Origin of the sequence: Planktothrix sp. PCC 11201 (assembly GCF_900009135.1) — a bacterium.
GTDB lineage: Bacteria > Cyanobacteriota > Cyanobacteriia > Cyanobacteriales > Microcoleaceae > Planktothrix.
On sequence record NZ_LT797683.1, the window covers coordinates 20,277 to 43,968 of the forward strand.

Genomic DNA, 23,692 nt, shown 5'->3' on the forward strand with positions numbered 1-23,692 from the left:
AACAAAATTAATTACACACGCTCGTTGCCCTAAAGCCATTGAAACAAATAGAGAGCAAGAAATCGGATGTGCAAATAATTTTGTGTAGGTACTTAACTTGTAAAAAACACATTATTTAATTTGAGTTAGGAGATCAATTATGGGATTAATGGATGGTTTGTTAGGTAACGCATCAGAAATCGATTCTGAAAAGCTACAGGCGGGACTGGTAAAACTTTTAGCAGAGGGTGAGTCTGTAGAAAGAGCTTATCAGTTAGTGCGAGATTTGATTGTATTCACCAATAAACGATTAATCTTTGTTGATAAACAAGGAATTACGGGAAAAAAAATTGAATATCACTCTATTCCTTACCGGAGTATTATTCATTTTAGCATTGAAACATCAGGGCATTTTGACCTGGATGCAGAGTTAAAAATCTGGATATCGGGAAGTTCTACCCCCATAGAACGGGAGTTTAACAGAAGGTTAAATATCTATGAGGTTCAAAGTGTTTTAGCCTATTATGTTTTGAAGTAAACCACAATTTTAGAACGTCATTAATCGAGTTTTTGATAACTATTTAACCAAGATTCGATCATCTCGTTTAATTTTTGTTTTTCCGCTTGATTAATTCCTTCAGGGTCAAAACGATAACGATAATGAAGTTCAACCATAGAGGATAAATCATTCATTAACGGGTTTTGAGGTGACTCCCGTTTTAATCGTTTCATCCAAGATTTTAAAGACTCGGAGGGATGACGAAAAAAACCCAACTCATTCAGGGACTTCTCAATTCTATAAAAGTCTGAATCCGTACCCGGTTTGGGAGCGGTTAAAATAGGTTGTGATCGGATTTTTGTAGACTTGAAACGATGGACTCGTTTTTTAGCCTGAAACCCAACAATTAACAACACCGGAATCATGAATAACCTACTATATTTTAACAGATTTATGGTTTGAATATATTTCAGAAATAGGGTCAATTGAAACCCCAAAAAAGACCAGATATCGGTAATCAATTCCCATGGAGGTGCAGCAGCATCTTCAAAAGCTGACCATCCCGCCGGAGTGGTATCAAAATTTTGCCAAACTCCATCTAAATATACTAAAGTCCAGGCGTGACTATCCCGACCTCGAACAATAAATTGATTCTCTAACGGGCTAAATTCACTCACAGAAAATCCAATCGCATAACGGGCTGGAATTCCCATTTCCCGCAATAAAAGTGTTGTAGCTGTGGCAAAATATTCACAATGTCCTGATCGATTTTTGAGTAAAAAAGTAGAGAGTGATGTGGTCTCTAGGTCTTGTCCGAGTAATTGCAAAGAATAATTAAAATTATTATCAAAAAAATCCTGAACCCGGTTTAAAATCTCTTGAGGAGGTTTTCCTTTTAAATCTAATTCCTTGACAATTTGAGCAATAGCTGGTTTTTCTGAATTGGGAATTTGTAAGTCCGCTTCCGTGGGAGGACTATCAAGATTAACACTAGAATTGAATAGAATTTGATAGGAGATTAAATCGGGTTTACCTTCTACTTTAACCGTCCCATATTGATTTTTTTCTAAACTTAAAACAGGTAATTGATTCACTTGAAATGCTCCATTGGGCAGTTTTAACAAGCCTTTTCCCTCCTGTAGCTGTCCAGAAATTGTGATTTGAGAATGGTTTGGATGGGGTTTTGTTAATAGCCAAGTGGTTGAATTTTGAGCCGATTGAATCGACTGAAATTCAGGATTAGTGACTAACCAAGTCGATAAATTATATTTATTATAGGTAGATTGTCTCAGAAGAATAGGTGTTGTTTGTTGATCCTCTGTAGCTACTCTAAAAAATATGCTATTAGAAAGTTTTAATACTCCGATATCACCCATGGCTGTTCTTCTTTGAAAGGGATCAGCATCCTGGGAGGATAGACCGCTTAATTGTTCGATCACCGCTTGTTCAAAGGTTAAATGGAGGCGATGGAGTCCGACAAATCCAACCAGACCTAAAGTTCCTACTCCTATCATTAACCCTGTCCAAATTAAAGGAGAAAATCGTTTAGATCGACCCAAAAATAGGGGAATTGCTACCAGAATAAACATCCCCCCATAAAACGATAAATTTTGAAGATTCGCTGCACTGGTCGAGATCAGACACAGGACAAAATAGGGATAGGTTAAATTGAGATAAAAACCTTCAGTGTTTTTCAATGAGGAGAAAATATTTAAAAACAAAAAGAGTTTATGAATATTAATGCGATCGCTAACAGAATAGGTTTGAGTCATGACCAAGGGGAAAAAAAGTACGGGAAGCCATTGTAAAAGCGTATAAATAAATTGAATTGAGCGATTACTTAGAATCAAAACCAGGGTCACTAAAACCACCACAATTAAACAAAAATTCTCTATATTTTTAATATCCTCTGAGGATACATCCCATCGCCACTGAATCCAGCGATAACCTTCAAGAATTAAAGCCATAGGTAGGGCAAAAATTAATAGCCCCGTTTGCCATCCCCAAAAAATTAAAGTTGTACCTAACAGCAAAGCTGGGGTTTTCATAATTGCATTAACTCCTCTTGGATTTTGCCTAAATGTAATGGATAAAAAGTCGTAAAATTATTATTGAGAGATTCTAAATTAAGCAATTGTTCAGAATTTTGCTCATCTGTCACAACTAAAACTAAAGTATGAATCCCCATACTATTGAGATAATTAATTAGGGTTTTGCGGTGTTCATCCCAATCAATAAAAATACAGATACACCCACTAATTAGAGAAACCCTATCCATGATAATCGGAATAATAGAATCAAAGGTTTTATCCTGACAACAGACAACCGAGGCTAAAATTTCTAACATTTTGTCCGTATGACTTAACCCTCGACCAAAGGTAAAACAATAGGCTTCATGACCCACAAACATTAAATCTAAAAGAGATTCTTGAGTTTGAATTTCATAGGCGACCGAAGCAGCAATGGCGATCGCTTCTTCTAAACATTCACTATACTTTAAAGGGTGAAAGGTATCTAAAATTAAAGCATGGCGGACAAAAAACTCATCCTGTTCCTCCTTCACAACTGGTTTGCCTAATTTTGCCCAACTTTTCCAATGAATTTTTCTTAAAGAATCCCCCGGACGGTAATCTCGTAAAGCCCTAAATTCTTCCGAATCTCCCACGGAATAAGCGAGACTAACACCACCGGATTGATATTGTTTTGACCCGGGAAGTTTAATCGGTGGAACCTGATAAAATGCAGGAAGAATTAATAAAGATTGGGGTAAAGAAATTGTCTTTCTGGCGTTGACAAGACCGAAAGGATCAGCACAGGAAACGGTCAAACAGGTGAATTGCAAAATCCCTCGACGACGGGGTAGAATATTCATCTCAATTTCCGTTGAACGTCGAGGGGGAAGAGAAGGCAAATCCTGGGGTTTTTCTAGGGCATATTGTTTTTGATCAATTAACCATAACCAGCGATAATAACCTAATATTTGATCAACAGGATTTCGCTGTTTTTCTAAGGGTTCGGGAGTTTCAATAAACTCTTGTAAAGTCGGGCGAGGATCGGCAAAATTTTCAACAATTTGTAATCCTATTTGAGTTTTATTGGTGTTATTATGAATAGTAATACGAGATTTAAACGGGATACCTACCGTGGCAAATCGAGGTAAAGTTCGAGTGGCATTAAAACGGAACCGAAACCCTAGACCCGAAATCCGAGAAACAACCAGGAGAGAGACTAGAAAGGTAAATATTTGATAGGTCAAACTTTGGTTAGTATCTAATCCCAAAAAAGCCGTAAATACAATACCCGAAAGCACGATTAACCCACGGGTTGTAAATCGTTTTCGGCGAGATTGTTTAACGGCATAACTGAAATAAAATAGGCGATAAAATAACCTTTTCATTTCTCTTTAATTGAATGATTTAACATCGGAGTTTGCCAGTGTCAGCGTCTACCTGCTGCGATTATGGTAATTCACTCTTAACCAAAACAAATAAACTCCCATCTCCTCCTCGACCAATACGGAAGGTTTCATCGAGATAAGTAATTTCTAAACTGGGGATGCGTCCAACGGGATTTTTTGCCGGGACAACCCGGGCGGGTTCCAGTTGCGGAGTTTTAACCCCTACAATATTAGAAATGGCTAAATATCGTTGTTGAAAATAAACATTTAGGCGGTTATTGGGTAAGTTATTATCATCACGAACAATTTCAAAATTAGCTGTTACTTTCACATACCCAGAAATTAATCCTAATGGATGTTTAACGAAGGCTTGATTCAAAAAACTGCCGGAAGCAACATCAATAATTTGATAGATTTTCCCAACTTTTAACCCTAAAGGAAGTGATGCTAAATTACGAATTTCTCGGGCTGTAGAATAGAGCAGCAACCAAGCTCCATCTAATAATAAGGGTTTAAATAGTAAGGGTCGATAGTTGGGGTTTTTCGCCTCTAATTGAATGACCATCGCCTCGATTTCTTGAGCAAGATCCGGTTTAATTTTAACGTTGGTGACGGGAGTTCCTTCTATTCCGCCCAGTTGGGATTGAATCGACTTAATTTTAGTAATTAATTGTTGTTTTAAGTCGGTTTGGGTTAATAGCATTTCCATGGTGATTTAATTTATTAGACTATTATTGATTATACCCTTTCAGAAACCTGGTTTTTCCTGAAATTTGAGTACCTAAAATAAAATTTATTCAAAAACCGTGTTTCTCCTAAATCTAAGCAGGAACAGGAACAGATTTAATAATTTCTTCTACAATAACTGGGGCAGTTCTCCCTGTAAATCTTGAACGGGGTTCTAAGACTAAACGATGGGCAATAACTGGAATAGCTAATTCCTGAATATGTTCGGGGGTAACAAATTCATAGCCATCAAATAAAGCTAAGGCTTGGGCTATTTTCATTAAGGCAATAGAAGCCCTGGGACTGGCTCCTAATTGTACATCGGCGGCGGTGCGAGTGGCATTAATTAAATCTACAATATACCGCTTGATTTCCGCACTAATTCTAATTTGTTTTACCTGTTGTTTTAAAGCAAAAATTTCTGGCAAGGAAACACAGGATTTTAGGGTATCAATCGGATTTTGATTAATTTGATCTGAGAGTAAATTTACTTCATCTTCAGGCAGAATATAACCCAAACTAAATTGTATGGCAAATCGATCCATTTGGGCTTCGGGTAGGGGATAGGTGCCCCGAGATTCCACGGGATTTTGAGTCGCAATCACGAAAAATAAATCCTTGAGTTTTCTCAAATTCCCATCAATACTCACTTGAGATTCTGCCATGGCTTCTAACATAGCGGATTGAGTTCGAGGAGAGGCGCGATTAATTTCATCGGCTAAAACAATATTAGCAAAAATCGGCCCTTCATGGAAATGAAAGCTGCGCTCATTCTGGTCAAAAATAGAAACCCCTAAAATATCTGAAGGTAAAAGATCCGGGGTGAATTGAATCCGTTTAAAACTAGCCTCTATGGAAGCGGCAAGGGCTTTAGCCAGGGTGGTTTTTCCTGTTCCGGGATAATCTTCAAGTAGAACATGACCCCCACTAAAAAAGGCAGCTAATAGCTTTCTAATCCCTAGGGATTGCCCTTTCATTACCTGCTGAATATTATTATTAATTCTTTGATAAATCTCTTGACCCGATATATTATGTTCCATATTAAATCATCAGGTTTTTCAGGGAATGGGGAATGGGTAATTACCTATTTCCCATTCTCTTTTTATTGGGGAGTTTTCTGTAATTCCGGGCGTTCTTCTGCTACAATTGCCCCTTCTACTGGACAGACTTGTAGACAAATTCCGCAGTCAATACAGATAGAAAAATCAATCCAATACCAGTCAGTCCCTTTGATATTTTTTTCCGGCCCTTCATGAATACAGGCAACGGGACAAGCCGCCACACAATCGGCGACACCTTCACAAATATTAGTGACAATACTATGGGGCATGGTTGGTTTTATCCTCCTTGAAAATAAGATGTAATTCGGGTTAACAATGGGCGAATTTGCGAGGGAGAAAACTGAATTAGAAATTTCTCCCCTTTTCCCACTCTAAATTCAGAGAATTTTTTCAATGGTTGGGTCGCCGTTAATATTCACCCAAGCAATTTGATGAATGCCTCGACGTCGGGCATAGTCGCGGATATCTTCGGGGGTTTCCCGACGCCCTAACTCCACTTCCACCCGCACTAACTCACCAGACTGTCTTAACTGACTGGCATAGGCAAAGGCGGCTGCATCGGCTTGAGACGTTTGGGCAACCACTAACCAATCACTGGCAGGGGTTTGATGGGGGAGTTCACCCCGTCCTAATAACACTTGATGCAGGCTTTCAATATTAAAAGAAAACCCTATTCCGGGTTCAGTTTGTCCCTGGGGATGGTATAGTCCTAGGAGTTGGTCATAACGTCCGCCCTGTCCTAATACCCTGGCTCCAGATGCGGTATCACTCACGGCAATAAACACAATTCCGGTATAATAATCAAAGGTTTGAACTAAACTTAAATCTAGGGTAATTGAGGGTTTAACTTCGGAATTTTCCCAACAGTTTTGTAATAATTCCATTAAGGATTTGAGATTATTAACCGCCTCTCGTTGGGAGGAATCTAAATCAAGTTGAGAAACTTGGGATAATACGGTTTCGGGACGACCGCGTAAATCAAATAAAAATAAAGCGCGCTCTCGAAGTTCGGAGGAAAGGGATAGGGATTCTAAACCAATTCTATCTAAATTAGCGATCGCCGTTCTAACTTTTTCCCGTTCTTTCGCAGGAAAAGGTGATAATAACGATTGAGTTAAACCCGCTTCTCCCACAATCAAATCGGCATTACCCAAGCCCAAATTTTGCAGACAGTCCCGCAACAATAACAGAATTTCTGAATCGGCGCGTAACCCCCCCGCACCCAGGAGTTCCACCCCCGCTTGATAAAATTCTAACTGTTGTCCGTGATCCAGAGCTTTACCTTTGCGGAAGACATTGGCATTGTAATAGAGGCGTTGGGGCCATGAGGGTAGTTTCCCCATGCGGGTGACAATGGCTCTGGCAATGGATGCGGTTAATTCCGGGCGCAGTCCTAAACCCTGATTTTCGGCATCTTGCAATTGAATTACCGTTGAGGGTTGTACCGCCCCTCCCGCCATCAGGGTGTCCAACCGTTCTAGGGTGGAGGTGATAATTCGATGATAGCCCCAACGGTGAAACACCTGTTGTAAGCGCCGTTCAATCCAAATTTTTTGAGCAACATCGAGGGGCAGTAAATCCCGCGCACCTGATGGGGGTTGATAAACCATACTGGAGAATTAAGAATTAACATAGAGTTACAAACCGATCAATTTGTAACTTTCCTTACCATACCCTATTCTGTTACCCACGGAATAAAAATTAATTAAAACTGTGATTTTTAATCATTGGAGCCATAGGCGATATTCAAACTTACCCAAAAAATTAAACTAGAAATAATAATAATTAATGTTGCCCAAAACCAGTGGGGAAGAAATAAATATTCGGCTATTTTTCCGGTATCGGAAACTAACTGTTGACCATTAATATTAACTGAACTTTGCCCAAATAAATATTCTTTTTGATGATAGGTACTGACAATCGCTTGTACACCCAAAAATTGTACCGTCCAAGCCTGAATTCCTTGGGGAGTTTTCCAAGCTATTAATAAAACAAATAGTCCCCACAGAGACATCGCAACGGCCCCAAACCAAGTCCGTATCCACAATAATACCGAAAGCAACATCACCGAACCCAAAGCGATTAAACACCAACGGGCGGTTTTATAGCGACGGCTAGATAAAATTAACAGTCCCCCCGCCAAAGCTGGCCCCATAGGGCCTCCCATCGCCACTAATGCCTTTCCAATGCGACCCGCAAAAGACACGGAATTGTAGGCTATTCCTGAACCATCGGGAAACATTAATAGTTTATAAAAATTGCCCCCTAACAGAATAGCGGTTAATCCATGTCCCATTTCATGGAACCAAGTTGCTAAAATAGAGAAGGGATATAAAATATAACTTCCCCAAGGAAATTGCCATAAAATAATGGTGACAATAGCTGCCACAATTAACCAAGTTAATCCAATTTTAGAAGATGATAAACCCGTGAGTTTAGACATGATTTAATTAAACAGTCTGAATAACTTTTGATTCGATGCCCCTGATTGCGATAATTTCTATTTTTTCTTGCCGCCAAATAGCCCACCAAACAAACCGCCACCGGAGGATTTAGCGGTTTTCGATTTTATCCCGGCGGGAGTTGTGGACTTTTCTAGTTCTTTTTTTGCTTCTAGGGCTTGGGGTTGTTTCGGATCAAGTTGTAGGGCTCGATTAATATGGGGAGTAGCTAGTTTGGGTTGATTTTGTTTTAAATAAACTAACCCCAATAAACCATGACAATGACTATTATCAGGTTGCCGTTTAATGGCGTCTTTTAATTCTGAAGCCGCTTGGGTATAGTTTTGACTTGCAATCAACTGTTCGGCACGGTGACAGGCTTGTTCGACAAAGGAATCTTTTTTGGGTGTTGCTGTGGACGGGATGGGAGTTAGTTCGGGGGATTTAGCAGATGGGGGAGCGGCACCTTTTTGGTTTTTACGAAGTAAATAAACCAGGTTTAATTCACTAATTTGCCCGGTAATTTCTAATACCTTTTCCGGGGATTCATATTGATGTTTTGCTAACGCTTTGATCGCACTTTCATAGGCATTTTGATAATCGGAGGCTTGCAGAAGTTTTTGAGCGGATTCGGTTTGCGGTTTTAGGTTATGCTGTTCTTTAACAATGCGATCGCCAATGGTTTTTAACAGCAGTGTATATTCCTTGCGTTCAGCTTCCTTAGAAAACTGATTATAGGCCGGACTGACTAATTTAGCTAATAATTGTTTGGCTAACTCCCGATCTTGGGGGTTCTCAAACGGACAGGTATCAGGATGCAAACGACGAGCAATCTGCATATAGCGTCTGCGGATATCGTCAAATTCGGCTTCTAGGGAAACCCCTAAAATCCCGTGATTATCCATAAATTCAAACTGAAATAACCCTTGTTTAATTTCAAACATACTGTTTTGCTTTCCTTGGCTAGACCTGCGACGAAGATTAATCGCACCTCTTTGATCCTAATATAACCCGTTTCCCACAGTTAGAAGTAAAAAAAAACCGGATCTCTGCCAGAAACCCAGTTGCTAAAATATTAATGGAGACTGACCTTTTAATATCAATATCCGTTGTAGTTCCTGATTAAGACAGAGAATAGGCTGTTTGCAGTGCCCACCAAACTAAAACGCCGATACCTCCCAAAACCAGCACAGAAGAAATAATAATTGCCGTGGGACTGTCCGCCCCTTTAAATTTCATGATTCCACGATCTAAGTCGGATGCCATATTTTAGTTTGCCTAACTCTTATGAGTAGTTATAGCACAAATAATTCTAATTTTGGCGATCGCACCTTAACAACAAATGGATCAAACCAATTGAATCTCCGCCCCCTCTAAGCTCTGTTTAAGCTGTTGATTCAGATCGGAACGTACCCGCAAATAGTCAGAATTAACTACCCAAACCGTTAATAAAGTTTTAATCCCACCCGCCGCTATTTCCTGAATTTCCAGATCAGGTATTGGTTCTAATAAAATCCGTGAATCATTTTTAACTAGAGTCGTAAAAATTTCCCTAACTTGATCCAAGTTTGTATTATAACTGATATTTAACTTAATATCAACCCGACGGATAGGTTGAATTGAGTGATTGACTATTTTATCTCCGTAGAGTTTACTATTGGGAATAATAATTGTTTTATTATCGGGTGTTTTTAACAGGGTCGTGAAAATTTGGATTTCCTCAACTATTCCCTCTACTCCCCCCCCTTCAATATAATCATGGACTTTAAAGGGGCGGAAAAAAATCATAAATACCCCTGAAGCAAAATTAGATAAAGACCCCTGCAAAGCTAAACCAATAGCTAACCCAGCAGCGCCTAAAACCGCTACAAAGGATGTGGTTTTCAATCCCAGCCTTCCCAGGGCAGTTAAAACTACAAAGGTAACCGTTGCCATGTAAATTAAGTTAACAAAAAATCTAATTAGGGTTGGCTCAACTTGAGCCTTGATCATCAGACGTTTACTTAAATTTTGGATAAGTTTTGCCAACCATAGACCCATGAGTAGGATCAGAATTGCCATGATAAATTGAATACCCAACTTAGCAATTAATTGAGAAAGTTGAATCAATAATTCCTTTTGTTGTTCGGCTGTTAGCATAAGCTGGAAATCCAAAAAAAAGCTAAAATTTAATGCACTTTCGAGCATTCATCGGCTCAATATTATCAGTTTATGATATAATCACCAACTGAAATATGATTTTGCTGGCTTTAAATGAATTCTTCCCCAACCCCTAACGAATTCAATAACATCGAAGACCTTGAAAATCAACCAAATTCAGGTGATCCCGGTTTACAAAGGTTTGCACTGCGGTTGAAAACGAGCATGGGACGAGATATCTTAATCCAAACAGAACTGGATAAACTCAGAACTCAACTGCAATGTGATCGAGTAATTTTATATTATTTTTATTATCAATGGAAAGGGCAAGTTACTTTTGAATCTTTGAGTCAAGCAATCTTCTCAATCTATGGTTCTACGGGTGCAGACAATTGTTTTAATCAGGAATATGCTCAACTTTATCAACAGGGAAGAATTAGCGCGATCGCCGATATTGAAACCGAAGCTATTCATCCCTGTTATCAAAAGTTTTTGCGTAGTATTTATGTTCGGGCTAATTTAGTTGTTCCTGTGATTGTTGATAACCAACTCTGGGGTTTATTAATTGCTCATTATTGTCAACTTCCTCATCTTTGGAATGCTTCGGAATTTGAACTGGTGAAAACCGTCGCAAAAACCCTATCTAATGCACCAGAAATTATAAATTTAAAGAGGTAGCAACAGAGCCAATTTAATATTTTACTCCGATTAGATCATCAAATGATCAGGGTTTTCTTTCTCTGTGCTATGATATTAGCATCCCCAATCCCAACTTCCATACCCTTTATGTCAACATTCCTTGAAATATTTTTCCAAACTTGAGGATGATTTTCTCCTATTTTCCTGTAGAATACAATAGGTTGATTCAGCCTGATCTTAAATTAGTTTAATTGTCAAATCCCAATTGCTAACCCTGAAGTTAATATGCTAATTATTCAAAAATACGGTGGTAGTTCTGTTGGTTCCGTTGAACGCATTAAATCTGTTGCTCAACGGGTATTAAAAACAGCCCAAGATCATCAAGTGGTTGTCGTTCTTTCTGCTATGGGAAAAACCACTGATCAATTAGTTAGTTTAGCTCAACAAATTTCTCCGACTCCTAACCGTCGAGAGATGGATATGTTACTCTCAACCGGAGAACAAGTCAGCATTGCTTTATTAAGTATGGCATTGCAGGAATTAGGACAACCCGCGATTTCTTTAACTGGTGCGCAAGTAGGAATTGTCACCGAAGCCGAACACACTCGCGCCCGAATTTTAAATATTGAAACTGAACGCATAGAACGTCACTTAAATCAAGGGCAAGTGGTAATTATCGCCGGATTTCAAGGGGTTAGTAGTCAAGATGATTTAGAAATTACTACCCTAGGAAGGGGCGGTTCTGATACCTCGGCGGTGGCTTTAGCAGCGGCTTTAAAAGCGGATTTATGTGAAATTTATACTGACGTTCCAGGGATTTTAACCACCGATCCCCGCTTAGTTCCCAATGCCCAACTAATGACAGAAATCACCTGTGATGAGATGTTAGAACTCGCCAGTTTGGGAGCGAAAGTTTTGCATCCTCGTGCTGTAGAAATAGCCCGAAATTATGGCGTTTCCTTAGTGGTTCGTTCCAGTTGGACAGACGATCCTGGAACAAAAGTTATTCCTCCGAAATCCCAGCCTCGACCCTTAGAAGGCTTAGAATTAGCTCGTCCGGTCGATGGTGTTGAATTTGATACGGATCAAGCGGCGGTTTCTTTATTAAGAATACCAGATCACCCGGGCATTGCGGCTAAATTATTCGGCGGAATTGCTTTACAAAATTTAGATATTGATTTGATTATTCAATCTATTCACGAAGGCAATATTAATGATATTACCTTTACCGTAGAACGGAAATATTTTACCAAAGCGATCGCCATTTCCAATGCCTTATTACCCGCTTTAGGAAAACCCAATAGTTCCGATATTGGTAATGCGGAAGTGACGGTCGATGATCGTCCTATTGCTAAGGTTAGTATTGTGGGAGCGGGAATGATTGGTCGCCCTAAAGTTGCCTCTCAAATGTTTAATACCCTCGCCCAAGCCGGAATTAATATTCAGATGATTTCGACTTCAGAAGTTAAGGTGAGTTGTGTGATTGCCGCTGAAGATTGTGAACGGGCTGTTACAGCTTTATGTCAATCCTGTGAGGTGAATATTCCTAAAAAACCCTCCCACAGTTTTGAAGTAGAAAAAACTCCCCAGAATCAAACCTTACCCCCCGTGCGTGGGGTGGCATTGGATGTTAAACAAGCCCGTTTAGCAATTCGTTATATTCCCGACCGTCCGGGGATGGCAGCCAAAATATTCTCCCTTTTAGCCGATCATAATATTAGTGTGGATATGATTATTCAATCCCAACGCTGTCATCAAATTAATGGGATTTTAACCCGAGATATTGCCTTTACTGTTGCCCAGGGAGACGCAGATGAATCTCAACAGATTTTAGAACAGGCAGTATCTGAATTAGGATGTGGTGAAATTATTGTAAATAAATCCATTGCCAAACTGAGTGTTGTTGGTTCGGGAATGTTACATCATCCCGGGGTAGCTGCTAAAATGTTTGAGGCTTTAGCTAACAGAAATATTAATATTTCTATGATTGCGACTTCTGAAATTAAAGTCAGTTGTTTAGTGGATGAAGACCAGGGCGTAGAAGCATTAAAAGCGGTTCATGAAATCTTTGAACTATCGGGCGATAAAACCTTTATTGTTCCAGAACGCGCCCCTGTTGCTTGATAGAATCTCCCAAAATTTTGTAGGGGTAATTCATGAATTACCCCTACAAATAGCCATAATATAACTTTATTTGAGTTTAAATCTAATGATTAATCTTTTGATTGAACCTTTACAATATAGTTTCATGCAGCGATCGCTCACCATAGCGATTTTAGTCGGAATTATTTGTGCCGTTGTCGGTAGCTATTTAATGGTGCAACGACTGGCATTATTAGGAGATGCCATTAGTCATTCGGTCTTACCCGGTTTAGCGATCGCATTTATCCTCAATGCTAATATCTTTGTCGGAGCATTTGTTGCGGGAATTTTAAGTACCCTTTGCATGAATATCATCAGAACCTATTCTCGAATTAAAGAAGATGCCGCAATGGGAATTGTATTTTCCGCCTTTTTTGCATTAGGAATAACCCTAATTACTTTAGTTCAAAAAGACAATAAAATTGACTTAAATCATTTTCTATTTGGTAATATTCTCGGAGTAACAACAGAGGATGTTAGGGATACTTTTATCATTGCCATGATTATCCTAACTGTAGTCACCTTAATCTATAAAGAACTCCTGTTTTATACCTTTGATCCCCTGGGTGCTGAAGCCACAGGTTTACCCGTTAACCTGCTGAATTTAGGATTAATGGGATTAATTGCCTTAACCATTGTTGCCAGTTTAAAAGCCGTCGGTGTCATCCTGGTATTATCCCTATTAATTACCCCCGCAGCCACAGCCTATTTATTAGTAGAACGTCTGCATTTAGTTATGATATTAGGAGTAATAATTGGGGTAATTTCCAGTATTAGCGGAATGTACCTCAGTTACTTTTATAACCTCCCTTCTGGCCCAGCCATTGTATTAGTAACATTTGGATTATTTGTCTTGGCGTTTTTATTCAGTCCCACCCAAGGATTATTAAAAATAGAGCCAGGGAATAGGCAATAGGCAATAGGCAATAGGCAATAGGCAATAGGCAATAGGCAATAAGCAATAGGCAATAGGCAATAGGCAATAGGCAATAAGCAATAGGCAATAGGCAATAGGCAATACTTCGACTTCGCTCAGTAACAAGGGAATAGGGAATAGTAAGTTATCCCCCACCCACAATAGTCACTATTTCTAAGATATCCCCGGGTTGGATTTCGGTAGTTTCCCAGAATTGGTGATGGAGAATTTCACCATTATATTCTATGGCAATTAAACGGGGATTTAAACCTTGTTGTTGTAAAAACTGGGGAAGTTTTAGCCCCGAAGAACAGGTTTTTAATTCCCCATTAACTTTAACCGTAATTGTTTCTTTCATGCTTAATTTTCGGTTAGTTAGGTAAAACTTTGTGGGATCGGAGGTTTCTAACCCGATGCAATTGGGATAGAAAATATTGGGTGACTAAAGTCGGTTGTTCGGCATTCATAATCGAACGCACAACGGCAACCCGTTCGCACCCTGTCGCCATCACATCATCAAAATTATTCATATCAATTCCACCAATGGCGAACCAAGGAAGTGTGGAATTTTTAACCGCATGACGAACATATTCTAAACCCGCAGCTGCCTTCCCTGCCTTGGTAGGAGTCTCATAAACCGGGCCGACGCCGATATAATCTGCACCCTCTTGAATGGCTCGTTTCATATCTTCAGGACTATGGGTAGAACGACCAATTAATCGTTGAGGGCCAAGGACTTGTCGGGCTAATTGAATCGGGATATCCTCTTGGCCTAAATGGACTCCATCGGCGTCAACGGCGACGGCAAGATCAACTCGATCATTCACTAAGAATAAAGCATCATAGCGATGACAGAGTTGACATAATTTCTGGGCAGTTTTTAATCGAATTTCATCATTAGAAGTTTTATCCCGATATTGAACTAAAGTTAATCCCCCTTGTAGGGCTGCTTCGACAATGGCGAATAATTTTTCCCCGGGGGACGTGACTAAATAGAGATAGGAATTTTGTAAAACCTTATGACGTTCATGGGCGAGTAAACGGCTTTCTAGGGTATAAACTTGATAGCGCATTTGTTTAAAGGTGCGCCCCATTTCGGGATCATATAATTTCCCGTATTCCTCAAGAACCCTTAAGGCTTCTTGTACCCGACAGAAATTGGCTTGTAACAGTTGTTCAATGCCTGACCGCTGTTCCTCTTGGGGATGGGTTAATTCTGTGCCAGGATCATCAACGGTGTTGCGATAGGAACGTAAGGTCATGGTATGCCAACGGGCGATTTCTTGGCGCAGATGTTTACATTCTTCCGCGAGTTCCCCGCTATTTAACCCAAACCGACACCACTCCTCGATGATTCTCAGGCCCTCCCGGGTGCGGTCTAGGTTAGCATCTAAAATCCGATAGAGAATCGGCTGTGCTAGGGGAGTATATTGTTGATCCATTCAATGTTCCTCTGTTGGTAATTTTGTGAGATTCGGGGTATAATTTCCCCAGTTTGATTTTAATGCTGGGTGCGTGTGAACAAAGTTCAAAATTCTTAACAGCCAAAATGTTAAGTTTAAGGTAAAATTGAGGCTGATTTGACGCAAATGACATTTTAAACTAATTTTAGTCCGTCAGACTCCTGTGAATTTCTCCCCCCGGTTGTAGTGCTTGGGCACATCCGCAATTTATGATAAAGATGCGCTTAAGCGCAACAACGGGTTAATCGATATCAGTTTTATCTCCCCCTCCCAACAATGACAAGGTTATCTGATATTTCTCAACTTCGTTCATCTTTTCCCCGAACTGCGATCGCATTGACTTCCCCATTTTCATTAATGGTACTGCGATCTTTTTCGCCATTTTTATTAATCAGTTTGGGATTAGGACTATTTAACCCCCTCTGCGGGTTAGCGATTCCCCCGAGAAATCAACAAACGGCTCCAGCGACTACTAATCGTTCTATTCCGGTGATTTATGTAAGTTCTACCCTGGGAAATGATGGGGGACAAGGGACGCAACAATCCCCGTTCAAAACAATTACAAAAGCCGTAAGTATGGCTCCCTCAAATACGGCAATTATTTTGGCGCCGGGAACCTATAGCAGCCAAACGGGGGAACAATTCCCGATTATTTTACATAATAATGTCACCCTTCAGGGGAATCCCAATACCAAGGGAAAAGATATCATCATCACTGGGGGCGGCTGGTACACCAGCAAAACTTCGGCTCAACAAAATATTACGATGTTGGGGGCAAATAGCTCCAGAATTAGTGGCGTAACAATTACTAATCCCAATCAGCGAGGTTATGGACTTTGGATCGAATCGAGTTCTTTAATTGTCTCTCAAAATACGTTTACGGGCAATAGCCATGATGGGATTTCTATTGTCGGAATTAGTGCGCCAATTATTCAAGACAATTCTTTTATTCAAAATGGGGCAAATGGGATCACGATTTATGGAAATTCTCGCCCAGAAATCAGAAATAATGAGTTTCAAAATACCGGATTTGGGATTAATATTGCTCAAAATGCAGCCCCTTTTGTGATTGGAAATCGGGTTTTTGATAATAAAGATGGGATTGTGATTCAAGCCAATGCCCGACCGATTTTAAGAAATAATCAAATTGAAAGAAATCAACGGGATGGAATTGTAGCGATCGCTGAATCCTTACCAGACTTAGGAAATACCCAAGAACCCGGGGGGAACGTAATTCGCAATAATGGCCGTTATGACCTCAATAACGGTACAAAGGGTCAACAAATCCTGGCCTATGGGAATCAACTGGCGGCCAACAAAATTATTGGGCCAATCCAACTGTCCCCCTACCAAACAGCGATGGCGGGGACATCTCCCCTAGCCCGTCAACTCTCGAACCCCACCACCGCCCCAGGGTCTCGGACGGGGGTGGCCAATGATCCCACCACCATGACCCCAATTAATACGGCTTCTTCCCTTCCGGTCTATCTTCCAGAATCCAATACGGCTAACCCTAACGGAATTCCGGTTCCCGCCGCCCCAACTCGCCCCACCACTCCAGCAGCGGGGATTCCGATTCCAGTTCCGCCCCCGGAGTCTTCCCGTTTACCCCGCCTGCCAAATAGTCGTCCTCCCCAACCTGCCCCCAGACCCCAGACCGGAGGTGATAGGGTGCTGGGATTATTAGTGCCAGTGGTTTCTGATTTGATTTTGGGTCGTCCGGCTCCTGTTCCGGTTCCCCCCCGTACCCGACCCCGCCAAACCCCCCAAGCGATTACTCAACCGCCCCAATCTCAACCGACTTCTGTCGCGGCTATCGGGATTTTAGCGGTTCCCGGGCCGGATATTCCGATTGGGTCGGGGGGGGGTTTACTCCCAAATGAGGTGGCGAGTGGAAACCTGGGGGATATCCCTCTAAGTCCGACGGCCTTGGGATTACGGTATCGGGTGGTGGTGGAAAGTAACAGTGATGCAGACCTTCGCCGTGTGCGGTCGGTTGTCCCTGAAGCCTTTACAACGGTGGTACAGGGTCGCTCTGTGGTGCAAGCGGGGGCGTTTCGAGATCAATATCGGGCAAATTCACTCTTGCAACAGTTAACCCGCAGTGGGTTGCGAGCCAGAATTGAGATGATGAATTAGTGTTTTTGGCGACAACCTATAGCTGTTCAAAATGGGAGGGGAAATTTTGGCTCTGAAAGCTCTGTCTGTTATGGGTTTGAGGTGTCTTAAGGCAGAAAAGAGGTTGTCGGAGTTTCTGAATACCTTATGGGAAAAGGGTTTTGGCGTTTTTTTATTTTTGCCCGTTGACAAGTCGATGGCTGAAATGATACATTTAGATCAGGTTGTCAGAATCGTACCTCGAAAACCAAATATATCAAGGGTTTCAGAAGCCTGCGGTTGAAATAACCTATAATCCCTATCAGGGATTGAAACATGAGTCTGCTTCCTATGTTTTTGAGCAGTTTCCGTTGAAATAACCTATAATCCCTATCAGGGATTGAAACTTCAACTTGCTGCTGACTCAACTGCACCCCTTGTTTCGTTGAAATAACCTATAATCCCTATCAGGGATTGAAACCCAATGGGGAGAATACAAGATTCCCTAGCCTGTCCTTGGTTGAAATAACCTATAATCCCTATCAGGGATTGAAACAATTAATAAAGGTTCGGGTTTGGCATGATAAAAACGTTGAAATAACCTATAATCCCTATCAGGGATTGAAACAGCCTAATCTCAAAGCCGTTTGGGAGCATTATAAAGTTGAAATAACCTATAATCCCTATCAGGGATTGAAACTAATAATAAGGAAAATTAAAAGGAAATTATCATGGGTGTTGAAATAACCTATAATCCCTATCAGGGATTGAAACGATATTAGTAGTGCGGGGACGGCAGATCAAGCCGTAAGTTGAAATAACCTATAATCCCTATCAGGGATTGAAACTTCTTCTTTGATTTCGGGAATGGGAATTATGACAGTTGAAATAACCTATAATCCCTATCAGGGATTGAAACTTTTGTTTTTGTTTCCAACTAGCAACAAGATTACTGTTGAAATAACCTATAATCCCTATCAGGGATTGAAACCAACGCGCACACGTTCTACTTGAGTCTCAAGATCGGGTGTTGAAATAACCTATAATCCCTATCAGGGATTGAAACTAGCTGTTTGACAATTTCACTGGAGCCAGACTTTGTTGAAATAACCTATAATCCCTATCAGGGATTGAAACTGAGTCGGGGGGTCTACATTTTGAAAAGGGGTTTGGTTGAAATAACCTATAATCCCTATCAGGGATTGAAACATTGAAAATATCATGATAGTTGATGATTTCAAAAGTTGAAATAACCTATAATCCCTATCAGGGATTGAAACTTCAACGGCAACGCAGCTAGAGACTTAGGGAAAGCGGCTAAGTTGAAATAACCTATAATCCCTATCAGGGATTGAAACAAATTAGCGGCTTCAACATTTATACTAATACTTTCGTTGAAATAACCTATAATCCCTATCAGGGATTGAAACTCGGAATCCGCCTGATGAGACTTAGCCCAAAAGTCGAAAGTTGAAATCACCTATAATCCCTATCAGGGATTGAAACGAGATAAGGCATTATTAAATCGCGGCGCCCCTCCATGGGTTGAAATCACCTATAATCCCTTTCAGGGATTGAAACGAATCTAGTAATTCGTAATTCGTAATTCGTAATTCAACTAATTCACCCTTTTACCCCTGACCCGGCATCTGTCGGTACAATATAGCGTTGTAATATTAAGAATAATAGTAAAACAGGGGCAATAGAAATCACAGAGCCCGCCGCAATTAATCGCCAGTCGAGGGAGAATGTTCCGGCTAGGGTTGCTACTCCTAAAGGCATGGTATAGAAGTCCGGCTGGTCTAAAACTAATAGCGGCCAGAGAAAGTCACTCCACGACCCAATAAACACAAATATTGCTAGGGTAATTAACGCGGGTTTAGCCGCAGGTATCATCACATTCCACCAGATTCCTAATTCTGAACAGCCATCAATTCTGGCGGCTTCTTCTAATTCTTTCGGGACACTTTGAAAGGCTTGTCTTAACAGAAATATGCCAAATGCGGAGGCAATACTGGGAAAAATAATTCCCAAATAACTATTTCTTAATTCTAATTGTACAGTTAACACATATAACGGAATCATCACAATTTGAAAAGGAATCATGATGGTGGCAATAATGGCTGTAAAAATGCCATCTCTACCTTTAAAGTTTAATCGCGCTAGGGGATAGGCGGCTAAGGAACAAAACAATAAATTTAAACTGACTGTTAATAGGGCGACAAAAGAACTATTAAATAAATAACGTCCAAAAGGATTGGTTTGCCAGACTTTAATAAAATTCTGAAATGTCGGTTGACGGGGAATAAATTGGGGTGGAAATTGAAAGATATTTTCACTGGGAGATTTAAAGGCGGTACTCACTAACCAAATCAGAGGAAATAGCATTAATACAGCAATTATTCCGAGAATAATATAAATAATTACTGTTTTTATGGTTTTATTGTTCAATTTAATTAAGCGGGTAAACAATAGGAAACATTAATAAATTGAGAGTCTGTACAAACCGCGTTTAAAGGTTTATCCCAAGCATCAATTGGTAATTGAGGAAGATAAGCAAAATCAAAAATAATTCCCACTGTTGGAATTAAATTCCATTCGGGTAAACTCAACATTCGGTCATAAAATCCACCTCCATATCCTAACCGATATCCTTGGGCATCACAAGCAACGGATGGAACTAAGATTAAGTCAACTTCACTGGACTGTAGTTGCATCAAGTTTGCATCGGGTTCAATAATACCATAACTATTGATATTATAGGTTTCCCCAGGTTGCCAATAATGCCAGGTTAAAGATTGTTCAACACAACGGGGAAATCCCCATTTTTTATCGGTGTTACTTAATAATAAACTTAAATCGGGTTCTTGGCGAAAACTGAAATAGGATAAAATCGTTTTTGCTTGTTGAAAAAGTGGGTTATGTTGTAGGTTTTGACAAAGAAGATCGCTTTTTGATTTCCAATCTATGTGGGATAAAGAACGACGCTGTTTAATGAGTAAACGTCTTAATTCTATTTTGGTTGAATTTGGCATTATTTTTTTATTTAATAAATCTAAATTTTACTATATTTTCCAGTATTAACAGGAATACACGCAAAACAACCATATCTAGTAGGGGCGAACGGCCGTTCGCCCCTACAGATGGTGTATAATTGGGTATTCTGCGTAAGTCCTGATTAATTTATCACCTAAGTTTATCGTTATCTCTGCTCTCTCCCAAGAATTTTTGAGCTAAAGCAGAGACAAAAAATCTAGCCGTTAGATTAAGTCGTAAACCGACTAATATTAAGGTTAGAAGGGTCAACTCCGATTAAGGTTGCTAATACTTCTCCATTACTTTCTAACTGAACTAAAGTGGCGTTATTCGTGGGTACAAATATTAATTGTTCAAAGTTTAATCCCCCTAACAAATTGATCTTATCTTCTTGAATATTAAAATCAAGAATTGTATCGTTTCCGGCGTTGATGGCGATCGCAAATTGATCATTTCCACTGCCGCCAATTAAGGTATCTTCTCCTAAATCTCCACTAATAAAATCATTCCCAACTCCGCCTTTAATTAAATCATTTTCTTGACCCCCATACAAAGTATCATTCCCTTCACATCCTTCTAAAATATCGGCTCCTAAATTACCAAATAACAAGTCATCATCCTGATTACCGCACAGTAAGTCATCATTTTTACCCCCATAAATTGTATCATTTCCTTCATTTCCTTGAAGTTGATCATCACCCGTATTTCCAAATAAAATATCGTTGCCTAATCCTCCACTTAAAGAGTCATTATCATCTTCACCAAATAATGTATCATCTCCCTCATCTCCAAAGATTAAATCATTACCAGTATTGCCAAATAAAATATCATTTTCAGTTCCACCACTTAAATAATCATCACCGTTACCGCCAAAAATCCGATCTTCTCCTTCCATTCCAAAGATAAAGTCTGATTCTTTGTTTCCATAAAGTAAGTCTGAACTAGTACCGCCATTGATAAAATCTGTGCCTTGACCGCCAAAAATCGTATCATTACCGATATCTCCTGCTAAATTATCATTCTCTTTCATCCCCAATAAAATATCATCTCCATCCCCACCATTAATAGCTTCACTAATATCAGTTCCCATCAAACTATCATTATTTTCAGTACCATTTAAGGTGTTCTGAATGATATTTTGTTGACGACTTGTTTCTATGTCTAAAGCAGCAAAAGGTTGACAGGAACAGTCATCTTGATTGGGTTCAGGTGTTGGACTTGGGGTTAATACTGGAGTTGGACTCGGTGTCGGACTCGGTGTTGAACCGGGTGTCGGTGCGGGTGTCGGTGCGGGAGTTGGTGCGGGAGTTGGTGTTGGAGTTGGTGCGGGAGTTGGTGCGGGTGTTGGTGCGGGTGTTGGTGCGGGTGTTGGTGCGGGTGTTGGTGCAGGAGTTGGTTCGGGTGTTGGTTCGGGAGTCGGTGCGGGAGTCGGTGCGGGAGTTGGTGCGGGAGTTGGTGTGGGAGTTGGTGCGGGAGTCGGAATTGGGGTAACTGAAAACTCATAAGCACCACTATCAATAATTGAGGTTCCATTTTGATCCCCATCAACAACACGAGGTTGATTATTTTGATCGGTTGTTAATGAATTATTGACCCCTGTATCAATCACAGGACTACCGATTAATAAAGGATAAAAATAAGTTCCATTGACATTTTCAAGGGTTCCCAATTGAGGATCAATTTTCTGAATATTGGTAGTAGCATTATAATCATTTCCGGTTTGATTGGGATTTCCTGGCCATTGAATATTCCCACCCAAATCCGTGAAACTTCGGTTAGTCTGCTGCTGAATATTCCAAGAGTTTCCCCCATTATTGGCGGTATTATTATTAAAAATTGTGTTTTGAACTGTAACTTCCGCCCCTGATGATGCAGAAATTGCACCTCCGACCCATCCCGCGTAATTATCAGCAATGGTTGTATTAATAATATTAGTCGGGCCATAAACAGCCATCGCCCCGCCATTCCCTTGAGTTGTGGTGGCTTCGGCTCGATTTCCTGAGAAGGTACTATTAGTAATGGTTGTGGGAGCATCCATCATCCAAATACCACCACCTTGACTCGCTGCGGTATTATTAATAAAAGCAGTATTGCTAATATTAAATCCCCGATTTAATCCATTACTGATTTGAACAACAGCACCCCCATTCCCATTATTTCCTCCATTCGGGAGTGGTAAAATTTGATTGTCTTTAAAAACATTAGATTCAAAAATAACGTTATCTTGGGTTCCAGTAAATAAATAAGCTGCCCCTCCTTCTCCTCGACCGATATTTCCTTCAAAGTTACTATTAACAATACTAATGGTTCCTGATGGTTCATTAGTGGTACTGGCGCGATCGGTATAAATAGCCCCACCAAATCCCCGTAAAAAAGGGTTGGGTTTTCCATTATCATAGAAAGCCGCCGTGGTTTTATTGTTTAAAAAACTAGAGTTTTCAATGGTTAGTTTGCCATTTAAACTGTTAATTGCTGCGCCATTAATGCCTTCATTATCAATAAATTGACTATTGGTAACGGTAATATTCTTTGGCCCCCAAAAAGCGATGGCTCCGGCTCCCCGTTCGTCATTAGCTGCGATCGCTTTATTGCGATTAAATTGACTATTATTAACGGTTAAATTCCCTTCAAAAGCACTAAAAATAGCTCCGCCACCACCATCAGCGACATTATCATTAAATTTAATATTATCAATCGCTAAAATTCCTTGATGGGTGGTCGCAACTCCCGCGCCTCGTTCGGGGGTATAGCCATTATTCAGGGTCAGATTTTTGAGGTTTAAAGTGGTGGGGGTAACGGAGGTTGAATTGAGATAAAAAATTCTAAATTGATTATTTCCACTGATGATCAGGTTAGAATTATCCATTCCATCCAGGGTTAAATTTTTACCCACAGGAATGTCTAATTGTCCGGTGGTCAGGGTGATGGTATTTCCGCCGATTAGAGCGGGACTAAATTTAATCGTATCACCGGAATTGGCTTGCGCGATCGCTTCTCTTAATGATCCTAACCCAGAATCTTGATTATTCAGTACCAGTAGTTCAGCCATGTTTATATCCCTCTGTTCAACAGAAATTAATCTTTTAAGTTCTGTTCACTTCTTCTATCTGCTTTGAAAGCATCAGGGAATATGAGTTATTTCTCATTCAAACTTTAT

Annotated in this window: 20 protein-coding genes and 1 CRISPR repeat array; of the genes, 5 read left to right on the forward strand and 15 right to left on the reverse strand. The window is 40.2% G+C overall.

What is annotated here, in order from left to right:
* Positions 1 to 139 precede the first annotated feature (139 nt).
* Positions 140 to 517 (forward strand): PH domain-containing protein, encoded by a 378-nt coding sequence (locus PL11201_RS00055; RefSeq protein ID WP_079676615.1) that lies wholly within the window; start codon positions 140 to 142, stop codon positions 515 to 517.
* Positions 518 to 537: 20 nt separating this feature from the next.
* On the opposite strand, the gene PL11201_RS00060 is transcribed toward PL11201_RS00055, so the two are convergent.
* The 10 genes from PL11201_RS00060 to PL11201_RS00100 form a co-directional block, all read right to left on the reverse strand.
* Complete coding sequence (locus PL11201_RS00060) at positions 538 to 2,526, reverse strand: transglutaminase-like domain-containing protein (protein WP_079676616.1); 1,989 nt, start codon at positions 2,524 to 2,526, stop codon at positions 538 to 540.
* A complete protein-coding gene (locus PL11201_RS00065) occupies positions 2,523 to 3,875 on the reverse strand; it encodes a DUF58 domain-containing protein (RefSeq protein WP_079676617.1) in 1,353 nt (450 codons plus the stop codon). The genes PL11201_RS00060 and PL11201_RS00065 overlap by 4 nt, the downstream gene beginning before the upstream one ends.
* 61 nt (positions 3,876 to 3,936) lie before the next feature.
* A complete protein-coding gene (locus PL11201_RS00070) occupies positions 3,937 to 4,584 on the reverse strand; it encodes a PAP/fibrillin family protein (RefSeq protein ID WP_200816670.1) in 648 nt (215 codons plus the stop codon).
* A 112-nt stretch (positions 4,585 to 4,696) separates the two neighbouring features.
* Entirely contained in the window at positions 4,697 to 5,641 is a 945-nt protein-coding gene (locus PL11201_RS00075; protein ID WP_079676618.1) for an AAA family ATPase, read from the reverse strand.
* Positions 5,642 to 5,703: 62 nt separating this feature from the next.
* Positions 5,704 to 5,931, reverse strand: a complete 228-nt coding sequence (locus PL11201_RS00080) for an indolepyruvate ferredoxin oxidoreductase subunit alpha (protein WP_079676619.1) — start codon at positions 5,929 to 5,931, stop codon at positions 5,704 to 5,706.
* Between the two features lie 108 nt (positions 5,932 to 6,039).
* Positions 6,040 to 7,272 carry an ATP phosphoribosyltransferase regulatory subunit gene (locus PL11201_RS00085; RefSeq protein ID WP_079676620.1) on the reverse strand — a complete coding sequence of 411 codons (1,233 nt, stop codon included), beginning with the start codon at positions 7,270 to 7,272 and terminating at the stop codon, positions 6,040 to 6,042.
* Positions 7,273 to 7,382: 110 nt separating this feature from the next.
* Entirely contained in the window at positions 7,383 to 8,105 is a 723-nt protein-coding gene (locus PL11201_RS00090; RefSeq protein ID WP_079676621.1) for a M50 family metallopeptidase, read from the reverse strand.
* Positions 8,106 to 8,162: 57 nt separating this feature from the next.
* Complete coding sequence (locus PL11201_RS00095) at positions 8,163 to 9,047, reverse strand: J domain-containing protein (protein ID WP_079676622.1); 885 nt, start codon at positions 9,045 to 9,047, stop codon at positions 8,163 to 8,165.
* A gap of 178 nt (positions 9,048 to 9,225) precedes the next feature.
* The gene (locus PL11201_RS26695) at positions 9,226 to 9,369 is read right to left on the reverse strand and encodes a hypothetical protein (protein ID WP_197046349.1); all 144 of its coding nucleotides are present in this window, start codon (positions 9,367 to 9,369) and stop codon (positions 9,226 to 9,228) included.
* Positions 9,370 to 9,450: 81 nt separating this feature from the next.
* A complete protein-coding gene (locus PL11201_RS00100; protein ID WP_159451482.1) occupies positions 9,451 to 10,242 on the reverse strand; it encodes a mechanosensitive ion channel family protein in 792 nt (263 codons plus the stop codon).
* A 225-nt stretch (positions 10,243 to 10,467) separates the two neighbouring features.
* Here PL11201_RS00100 and PL11201_RS00105 point away from each other — a divergent pair, with 225 nt between their 5' ends.
* The 3 genes from PL11201_RS00105 (at position 10,468) to PL11201_RS00115 (ending at position 13,939) form a co-directional block, all read left to right on the forward strand.
* The gene (locus PL11201_RS00105) at positions 10,468 to 10,920 is read left to right on the forward strand and encodes a GAF domain-containing protein (RefSeq protein ID WP_234996578.1); all 453 of its coding nucleotides are present in this window, start codon (positions 10,468 to 10,470) and stop codon (positions 10,918 to 10,920) included.
* Between the two features lie 246 nt (positions 10,921 to 11,166).
* Positions 11,167 to 13,005 carry an aspartate kinase gene (locus PL11201_RS00110; protein ID WP_079676625.1) on the forward strand — a complete coding sequence of 613 codons (1,839 nt, stop codon included), beginning with the start codon at positions 11,167 to 11,169 and terminating at the stop codon, positions 13,003 to 13,005.
* An 85-nt stretch (positions 13,006 to 13,090) separates the two neighbouring features.
* Positions 13,091 to 13,939, forward strand: a complete 849-nt coding sequence (locus tag PL11201_RS00115; protein WP_079676626.1) for a metal ABC transporter permease — start codon at positions 13,091 to 13,093, stop codon at positions 13,937 to 13,939.
* Positions 13,940 to 14,084: 145 nt separating this feature from the next.
* On the opposite strand, the gene thiS is transcribed toward PL11201_RS00115, so the two are convergent.
* Positions 14,085 to 14,297 (reverse strand): sulfur carrier protein ThiS, encoded by a 213-nt coding sequence (gene thiS / locus PL11201_RS00120; RefSeq protein ID WP_079676627.1) that lies wholly within the window; start codon positions 14,295 to 14,297, stop codon positions 14,085 to 14,087.
* Between the two features lie 13 nt (positions 14,298 to 14,310).
* Positions 14,311 to 15,381 carry a thiamine phosphate synthase gene (locus PL11201_RS00125; RefSeq protein ID WP_079676628.1) on the reverse strand — a complete coding sequence of 357 codons (1,071 nt, stop codon included), beginning with the start codon at positions 15,379 to 15,381 and terminating at the stop codon, positions 14,311 to 14,313.
* Between the two features lie 297 nt (positions 15,382 to 15,678).
* On the opposite strand from PL11201_RS00125, the gene PL11201_RS00130 reads away from it, so the two are divergent.
* On the forward strand, positions 15,679 to 17,541 hold the full coding sequence (locus PL11201_RS00130) for a DUF1565 domain-containing protein (RefSeq protein WP_144017625.1): 1,863 nt from the start codon (positions 15,679 to 15,681) through the stop codon (positions 17,539 to 17,541).
* Positions 17,542 to 17,798: 257 nt separating this feature from the next.
* Positions 17,799 to 19,080: a CRISPR direct-repeat array (repeat unit 37 nt; unit sequence GTTGAAATAACCTATAATCCCTATCAGGGATTGAAAC).
* Positions 19,081 to 19,122: 42 nt separating this feature from the next.
* Here the strand turns inward: PL11201_RS00130 and PL11201_RS00135 are convergent.
* From PL11201_RS00135 to PL11201_RS25715, 3 genes are all read right to left on the reverse strand, one after another.
* A complete protein-coding gene (locus PL11201_RS00135; RefSeq protein WP_079676680.1) occupies positions 19,123 to 19,887 on the reverse strand; it encodes a carbohydrate ABC transporter permease in 765 nt (254 codons plus the stop codon).
* Between the two features lie 68 nt (positions 19,888 to 19,955).
* Positions 19,956 to 20,534, reverse strand: coding sequence for a 5-formyltetrahydrofolate cyclo-ligase (locus PL11201_RS00140; RefSeq protein ID WP_079676630.1), 579 nt, complete (start codon positions 20,532 to 20,534; stop codon positions 19,956 to 19,958).
* A gap of 230 nt (positions 20,535 to 20,764) precedes the next feature.
* Positions 20,765 to 23,584, reverse strand: a complete 2,820-nt coding sequence (locus PL11201_RS25715) for a calcium-binding protein (protein ID WP_144017626.1) — start codon at positions 23,582 to 23,584, stop codon at positions 20,765 to 20,767.
* Positions 23,585 to 23,692 lie beyond the last annotated feature (108 nt).

Bases quoted from the DNA above. Each gene is read 5' to 3' on its own strand.
- PL11201_RS00110 (WP_079676625.1), top strand. From the start codon at position 11,167: ATGCTAATTATTCAAAAATACGGTGGTAGTTCTGTTGGTTCCGTTGAA.
- PL11201_RS00125 (WP_079676628.1), bottom strand. From the start codon at position 15,381: ATGGATCAACAATATACTCCCCTAGCACAGCCGATTCTCTATCGGATT.
- PL11201_RS00060 (WP_079676616.1), bottom strand. From the start codon at position 2,526: ATGAAAACCCCAGCTTTGCTGTTAGGTACAACTTTAATTTTTTGGGGA.
- thiS (WP_079676627.1), bottom strand. From the start codon at position 14,297: ATGAAAGAAACAATTACGGTTAAAGTTAATGGGGAATTAAAAACCTGT.
- PL11201_RS26695 (WP_197046349.1), bottom strand. From the start codon at position 9,369: ATGGCATCCGACTTAGATCGTGGAATCATGAAATTTAAAGGGGCGGAC.
- PL11201_RS00100 (WP_159451482.1), bottom strand. From the start codon at position 10,242: ATGCTAACAGCCGAACAACAAAAGGAATTATTGATTCAACTTTCTCAA.
- PL11201_RS00085 (WP_079676620.1), bottom strand. From the start codon at position 7,272: ATGGTTTATCAACCCCCATCAGGTGCGCGGGATTTACTGCCCCTCGAT.
- PL11201_RS00130 (WP_144017625.1), top strand. From the start codon at position 15,679: ATGACAAGGTTATCTGATATTTCTCAACTTCGTTCATCTTTTCCCCGA.
- PL11201_RS00105 (WP_234996578.1), top strand. From the start codon at position 10,468: ATGGGACGAGATATCTTAATCCAAACAGAACTGGATAAACTCAGAACT.
- PL11201_RS00135 (WP_079676680.1), bottom strand. From the start codon at position 19,887: ATGCTATTTCCTCTGATTTGGTTAGTGAGTACCGCCTTTAAATCTCCC.
- PL11201_RS00075 (WP_079676618.1), bottom strand. From the start codon at position 5,641: ATGGAACATAATATATCGGGTCAAGAGATTTATCAAAGAATTAATAAT.
- PL11201_RS00140 (WP_079676630.1), bottom strand. From the start codon at position 20,534: ATGCCAAATTCAACCAAAATAGAATTAAGACGTTTACTCATTAAACAG.
- PL11201_RS00080 (WP_079676619.1), bottom strand. From the start codon at position 5,931: ATGCCCCATAGTATTGTCACTAATATTTGTGAAGGTGTCGCCGATTGT.
- PL11201_RS00065 (WP_079676617.1), bottom strand. From the start codon at position 3,875: ATGAAAAGGTTATTTTATCGCCTATTTTATTTCAGTTATGCCGTTAAA.
- PL11201_RS00115 (WP_079676626.1), top strand. From the start codon at position 13,091: ATGATTAATCTTTTGATTGAACCTTTACAATATAGTTTCATGCAGCGA.
- PL11201_RS25715 (WP_144017626.1), bottom strand. From the start codon at position 23,584: ATGGCTGAACTACTGGTACTGAATAATCAAGATTCTGGGTTAGGATCA.
- PL11201_RS00070 (WP_200816670.1), bottom strand. From the start codon at position 4,584: ATGGAAATGCTATTAACCCAAACCGACTTAAAACAACAATTAATTACT.
- PL11201_RS00095 (WP_079676622.1), bottom strand. From the start codon at position 9,047: ATGTTTGAAATTAAACAAGGGTTATTTCAGTTTGAATTTATGGATAAT.
- PL11201_RS00090 (WP_079676621.1), bottom strand. From the start codon at position 8,105: ATGTCTAAACTCACGGGTTTATCATCTTCTAAAATTGGATTAACTTGG.
- PL11201_RS00055 (WP_079676615.1), top strand. From the start codon at position 140: ATGGGATTAATGGATGGTTTGTTAGGTAACGCATCAGAAATCGATTCT.